Below are 6,468 nucleotides of genomic sequence, written 5' to 3' on the forward strand. Positions count from 1 at the left end.
GGCCGCGGCCAGTTCGGGGGACTCGCCGGCGAACTCGTCGGCGTCCGCGGAGAACTCGGTGACCGGCTCCAGCGGTTCGAGGCCCACGAAGTCGCTCTGGCGGGGTAGGAACAGCTCACTGTCCGGCAGACCCAGCAGGGTCGGCACCTCGGTGTCGCGGGCTTCCTGGGCGGCCCAGAAGGCTCGCGCCTCGGCCAGTTCCCGTTCCCGCTCCTCGGCCAGCGCCTCGGCCACGGCGGCGCGTATCTCATCCGCGTCGGTGTGGCTGCGGGCGGCGGGCACGAGCGCCCGTACGGCGGCGGCCCGGCCCTCGGCGAGTTCGGTGTGCAGGGCTGCTACCTGGCGACGGAGCACCAAGAGGGTGCGCAGGACGGCGACGCCCACGGCGCCTGTGGCGGCCGTGGTGAGCAGCAAAGCGATCGGCATGGCGCTCACTGACGTACTCCCGGTTCAAAGTCGACCCCCGACTTCCTACATCAGCTTGAAGGGCGGACTAACCAGCTGTCAGTGCGTAACGTCACGAAACGGGCAGGACTTTGGGCCCGATGTTTGGTGGTGAAACGGTCCTGACCTGGGAAAATCCCTCTTCGAAGGGAGATAGGTCACATCCTGGGGGAGATTGGATCACAAATCGACCCAGAACCCAGGTGGTTACTGGGTTCCGGGCCAAGAGGTGACGCAAAGTTCCCGTGCGGCTACGGGGAGTTGGTCAGCTGAGGCGCTCGATGACCATCGCCATGCCCTGGCCGCCGCCCACGCACATCGTCTCCAGACCGAACTGCTTGTCGTGGAACTGGAGGGAGTTGATCAGCGTGCCGGTGATGCGGGCGCCGGTCATGCCGAAGGGGTGGCCGACGGCGATCGCGCCGCCGTTCACGTTCAGCTTCTCCAGCGGGATGTCCAGGTCGCGGTAGGACGGGATCACCTGGGCGGCGAACGCCTCGTTGATCTCGAACAGGTCGATGTCGTCGACGGTGAGACCGGCGCGGCCCAGCGCCTGCTTCGACGCCTCGACCGGGCCGAGGCCCATGATCTCGGGGGAGAGGCCGGAGACTCCGGTCGACACGATCCGGGCCAGGGGCGTGAGGCCGAGCTCGCGGGCCTTGGTGTCGCTCATGATGACGACCGCGGCGGCGCCGTCGTTCAGCGGGCAGCAGTTGCCGGCCGTGACCAGGCCGTCGGGGCGGAACACCGGCTTCAGGCCGGACACGCCCTCCAGGGTGACGCCGGCGCGCGGGCCGTCGTCCTTCGACACGACCGTGCCGTCGGGCAGCGTGACCGGGGTGATCTCGCGCTCCCAGAAGCCGTTCTTGATGGCTTCCTCGGCGAGGTTCTGCGAGCGGACGCCGAACTCGTCCATGTCCTGGCGGGTGACGCCCTTGATCCGGGCCAGGTTCTCCGCGGTCTGGCCCATCGCGATGTACGGGTCGGGGAGCAGGCCGTCCTCGCGCGGGTCGTGCCAGGTCGCGCCCTCGCTCGCGGCGACCTCGGCGGTGCGGGCCTCGGCCTCGGCGAAGACCGGGTTGTGCGTGTCCGGGAGGCTGTCGGAGTTGCCCTTCACGAACCGGGACACCATCTCGACACCGGCCGAGATGAAGACGTCGCCCTCGCCGGCCTTGATGGCGTGCAGGGCCATGCGGCTGGTCTGGAGGGACGAGGAACAGTAACGGGTGATCGTGCAGCCCGGCAGGTGGTCCATGCCCATCTGTACGGCGACGATCCGGCCGAGGTTGCTGCCCTGCTCGCCGCCGGGGAGGCCGCAGCCGAGCATCAGGTCCTCGATGAGCTTCGGGTCCAGCTCGGGGACCTTGGCGAGGGCGGCCTGGATGATCGTGGCGGTGAGGTCGTCGGGGCGCAGGTCCTTGAGCGAGCCCTTGAAGGCGCGGCCGATGGGGGAGCGGGCGGTCGAGACGATGACGGCTTCGGGCATCACGGCTCCATTGGCGTACGTACGGTGATGTGCGGGGCTTCTTGGGAAGTTACCCGTACGTATGGCCCAGGTCACGGGGATCGCTGTGTGACCCGTGCCGCAGTTTTCTAAGCGCTTGCTTGGCTCGCAGGTCACCTCGGCAGACTGGCCGTGCCAGGGGGCTCCGCCCCCTGGCCCCCCGGGCCTATGCCCACCCACCACCCGACTCGGTCGGCCGAGAAGTCACCGAAATGGGCGAGTGAACCGGCGACGTCTCCGGAACCCGGCGCCTCTTCCGCCGCTTCAGCAACGCCCACGGGCCCCGCGGCCCCGTCGGCATCGCCGCCGTGACCTCCGTGCCCGCCTCCGACGCCGCCTCCGCGGCGGCCCGGGCCACCGGCAGGAAGCCCTCGCGGCGGGACGCGTCCGGGCGGTCCTCCTCGGCCGGCCAGAGGCCCAGGGCGGCGCACACCGTCGGCAGGACGGCCATCGCCGCCGTCGCGTAGCCCTCCGCCGAGGGGTGGAAGTTGTCCGGGCCGAACAGCTCGCGGGGGTTCGCCGCGAACTCGGGGCCCAGCAGGTCGCCCAGCGACACCGTGCGCCCGCCCTGCTCGACCGTGCCGATCGTCTGGGCCGCCGCCAGCTGTCTGGACGCCCGGCGGGCCAGCCAGCGCAACGGCTGCTGGACCTGCTCGACCGTCCCCAGGTCGGGACAGGTGCCGACGACCACCTCGGCGCCGGCCGTGCGCAGCCGCCGTACCGTCGCCGAGAGGTGACGGACCGAGCGGGTCGGGTGCATGCGGTGGGTGACGTCGTTCGCGCCGATCATGATCACGCAGACGTCGGGCACCCGGGTGGTGTCCGCGAGGGCCAGCGCCACCTGGCGGTCCAGGTCGTCGGACTGGGCGCCGGGGAGGGCCACGTTGTGCAGCTCGACCGGGCGTTCCGCGACCGCCGCCAGGCCCGAGGCCAGCAGCGCGCCCGGGGTCTGGGCCGCCCGGTGGACACCCTGCCCGGCCGCCGTGGAGTCGCCGAGCATGGTCAGCCGGATCGGGAGTTCACCCGGGGAGTCGTAGACATGGCCGTACCGGCCGTCGGCGCTCGGCACATGGTTGCCGGTGCCGTGGCCGTTGCCCACGTGCCGTTTCACGAAGCGGACCTCGGCCAGCACCAGCCCGACCGCCGCCGCGCCCACCAGTCCGACCCCGCCACCGCCGTACGCCGCACCGGCCGCGATCCGCCGGGCCACCCGCGCCCTCGACATCCTCGTCATACGCCGCCGCCACCTCCTCTGAGCCGTCATCCACTCCTTGCCCCGAACAGCACGTCGCCCAATCTCAACGGGCGGTGAACGTCATTTCCGGGCCTTAGGCTGGCGTGACCCATATCGACCACTTCTTTGCAGCAACCGGAGACAACGGTGCAATTCCACGACTCGATGATCAGCCTCGTCGGCAACACCCCACTGCTGAGGCTCAACAGCGTGACCGCGGGCATCCAGGCGACCGTTCTGGCCAAGGTGGAGTACTTCAACCCCGGCGGATCCGTGAAGGACCGCATCGCGCTGCGCATGATCGAGGCGGCCGAGAAGAGCGGGGAGCTCCAGCCCGGCGGCACCATCGTCGAGCCGACCAGCGGCAACACCGGCGTCGGCCTGGCCATCGTCGCCCAGCAGAAGGGGTACCACTGCATCTTCGTGTGCCCCGACAAGGTGTCCACCGACAAGATCAACGTGCTGCGCGCGTACGGCGCCGAGGTGGTCGTGTGCCCGACCGCGGTGGACCCCGAGCACCCGGACTCGTACTACAACGTCTCCGACCGGCTGGTCCGCGAGACGCCGGGCGCCTGGAAGCCGGACCAGTACTCCAACCCGAACAACCCGCTCTCCCACTACCACTCGACCGGCCCCGAGCTCTGGGAGCAGACCGAGGGGAAGATCACCCACTTCGTGGCCGGCGTGGGGACCGGCGGGACCATCTCCGGCACCGGGCGCTACCTCAAGGACGCCAGCGAGGGCCGGGTGCAGGTCGTGGGCGCCGACCCCGAGGGGTCCGTCTACTCCGGCGGGTCCGGGCGGCCGTATCTCGTCGAGGGTGTCGGTGAGGACTTCTGGCCGACCGCCTACGACCGGACCGTCGCGGACGAGATCGTCGCCGTGTCCGACAAGGACTCCTTCCAGATGACCCGCCGGCTGGCGAAGGAGGAGGGGCTGCTGGTCGGTGGCTCCTGCGGGATGGCCGTCGTGGCGGCGCTGCGGGTGGCCGAGCGGCTCGGGCCGGACGATGTAGTGGTCGTCCTGCTGCCCGACAGCGGCCGTGGGTACCTTTCAAAAATCTTCAACGACGAGTGGATGGCCGACTACGGCTTCCTGGAGGACGAGGGTCCCAGCGCCCGCGTCGCCGACGTCCTCAACGACAAGGTGCACGGCGCCATCCCGTCCCTTGTACACATGCACCCGGACGAGACCGTCGGCGAGGCCATCGAGGTGCTGCGCGAGTACGGCGTCTCGCAGATGCCGATCGTGAAGCCGGGCGCCGGCCACCCGGACGTCATGGCGGCGGAGGTCGTCGGCTCGGTCGTCGAACGGGAGCTGCTGGACGCCCTGTTCACCCAGCGCGCCTCGCTGACCGACCCGCTGGAGAAGCACATGTCGGCCCCGCTGCCGCAGGTCGGTTCCGGTGAGCCGGTGGGCGACCTGATGACCGTGCTCGGCGGCGCCGACGCGGCGATCGTCCTGGTCGAGGGCAAGCCGACCGGTGTCATCAGCAGGCAGGACCTGCTGTCCTTCCTCGCCAAGGGCGGGAAGCAGTAGGAAACGTCCGGTGAACGGGCCGTGTCGACGGCGACTTTGCGGTTGCCCACCGAAACGGTGGACTTCGCGGAAGTGGTACGAGCGCGTCACGTCCACGCAGCACACGCTTAACAAGCGTCGGGCACATTAGTGGATGTCGGCAGGGCGGGAGCGGCTCCCCGCCTCGCCGGCACAAAAACGGCGTCACGGACCTCCGGAGCGGCTCCCGGACCTCCACCGACGCCTAGGACGCGCACGCCCGGCCCTGACCCGGCACGCGTCCCTCGCGGGGACCGCCGTCGTCCCGCCCTCCCGGCAACGGGGGGTGCGGCGGTCCCCGCGCATAGCTTTCTCACCGGCCCCGGCCTCAGCCGTTCGCGGCGTTGGGCGGCCTGTCCGCAAGGCGTGACCGGGATGGTCAGCCCTCCCACTCGCTGTCCTGGGAGGACTTGTGGCGCCGTCCGCCGAAGAGTCCCGGGTTGGTGCGGGCGGCCTGGACGGCGTTGACGCCGACGATGCCGGCCCAGGCCACCAGCAGGCCGGGGAGGTGGGCGATGCCGCCGCCGATCGCGGAGAGCGGGATCGCCAGGACCATCGAGACGATGCCGAAACCGAAGCGTTCGCCCCAGGAGTCGGTGGGCTTCGGCCCGCGCGAGCCGCGCGCGACCACCATCTGCTGCTCGGCCATCTGCCGGCGCACCCGGCGCTCCACCGCGCCGTCGATACGCTGGTCGACCTTCTCCAGGAACGAGTCGACCAGCGCCGACTCGTACTCGTCGCCGAGTTCCCTGCGCGCCTGCAGGGTGGCGTTGAGTTCCTTCTTGAGTTCGACGTCGTTCGCGTCCATTCCCGTCATGCGCCTCAGATTAGGGAGCCGCCGCGCCGGCCGCACTGGGGATAGCCCCCCTGTTGGAAGTCGGGTTCACCGGGAGCACGCCGAGCGACTCCAGCACCCTGCGATGACCGTGCTCCACACCGGAGATCCGGACCTCGATACCCCGGTCCCGCAGTTCCCCGACCGCGTCCTTCAGCGCGAGCGCACCCGTCGCGTCGACCGCCGTCAGCCCGGACAGCCGTAGGTCCACGGCCGTCACGTCCTGGACGTCCGCGAGGCTGCGGCGGAAGCGGTGGGCGGCGGCGAACAGGAGCGGGCCGTCGAAGCGGTAGGTCACCGTGCCCGCGGCGGCGGGGAGTTCGTCGGCCTGGGCCGGGGTGAGGCGGGTCCCGCGCATCGCCGCGCGCAGGGCGAGCAGGACCGAGACACCGAGGCCGATCAGGACCGCCCGTACCAGGTCGAGGGCGAGGGTGCCGGCCGCGGTGAGGACCAGGACCAGGGCGTCGCCGTGCGTCGAGCGGGCCATCGCGCGGACCGCGTCCGTCTCCACCATGCGGATCGCCGTCGCGAGCAGTACTCCGGCCAGCGCGGCCAGCGGGATACGGCCCACCAGCGGCGCCGCGACCGCGACGATCCCGGCGAGGATCACGGCGTGCGCGAGGGCGGCCAGGCGGGAGGTGGCGCCGGTGCGGACGTTGACCGCGGTGCGGGCGATGGCGCCGGTCGCCGGGACGCCGCCGAAGAGCGGGGCCGCGAGGTTGGCGATGCCCTGGCCGAAGAGTTCCTTGCCGGGGTCGTGGCGTTCGCCGGGGCGCATCGCGTCCGCGACGGAGGCCGAGAGGAGGGACTCCAGGGCCGCGAGCGCCGCCACCGCCGCTGCGGGGAGGAGGAGGGACGGGACCCGGGATACGTCGAGGAAGGCGAGGGAGGGGG

Annotated in this window: 5 protein-coding genes and 1 pseudogene; 1 reads left to right on the plus strand and 5 read right to left on the minus strand. The window is 71.2% G+C overall.

What is annotated here, in order from left to right; all coding sequences use genetic code 11:
• The 3 genes and pseudogenes from AC31A1_RS44010 to AC31A1_RS44020 all read right to left on the minus strand — a co-directional run.
• Positions 1-435: pseudogene (locus AC31A1_RS44010) on the minus strand (hypothetical protein); the annotation flags it as partial.
• Positions 436-709: 274 nt separating this feature from the next.
• Positions 710-1,930 (minus strand): acetyl-CoA C-acetyltransferase, encoded by a 1,221-nt coding sequence (locus tag AC31A1_RS44015; protein WP_489658691.1) that lies wholly within the window; start codon positions 1,928-1,930, stop codon positions 710-712.
• 184 nt (positions 1,931-2,114) lie between these two features.
• Positions 2,115-3,182 (minus strand): SGNH/GDSL hydrolase family protein, encoded by a 1,068-nt coding sequence (locus AC31A1_RS44020; protein WP_489658692.1) that lies wholly within the window; start codon positions 3,180-3,182, stop codon positions 2,115-2,117.
• Positions 3,183-3,329: 147 nt separating this feature from the next.
• On the opposite strand from AC31A1_RS44020, the gene AC31A1_RS44025 reads away from it, so the two are divergent.
• Positions 3,330-4,721, plus strand: a complete 1,392-nt coding sequence (locus AC31A1_RS44025) for a cystathionine beta-synthase (RefSeq protein WP_393751938.1) — start codon at positions 3,330-3,332, stop codon at positions 4,719-4,721.
• Between the two features lie 397 nt (positions 4,722-5,118).
• Here AC31A1_RS44025 and AC31A1_RS44030 read toward each other — a convergent pair whose 3' ends face one another.
• Complete coding sequence (locus AC31A1_RS44030) at positions 5,119-5,547, minus strand: hypothetical protein (protein ID WP_489658694.1); 429 nt, start codon at positions 5,545-5,547, stop codon at positions 5,119-5,121.
• 19 nt (positions 5,548-5,566) lie between these two features.
• Positions 5,567-6,468: SulP family inorganic anion transporter (locus AC31A1_RS44035; RefSeq protein WP_489658693.1), on the minus strand; the 902-nt coding region annotated here is incomplete at its 5' end.

It is taken from the genome of Streptomyces sp. P5F9 (assembly GCF_057961495.1).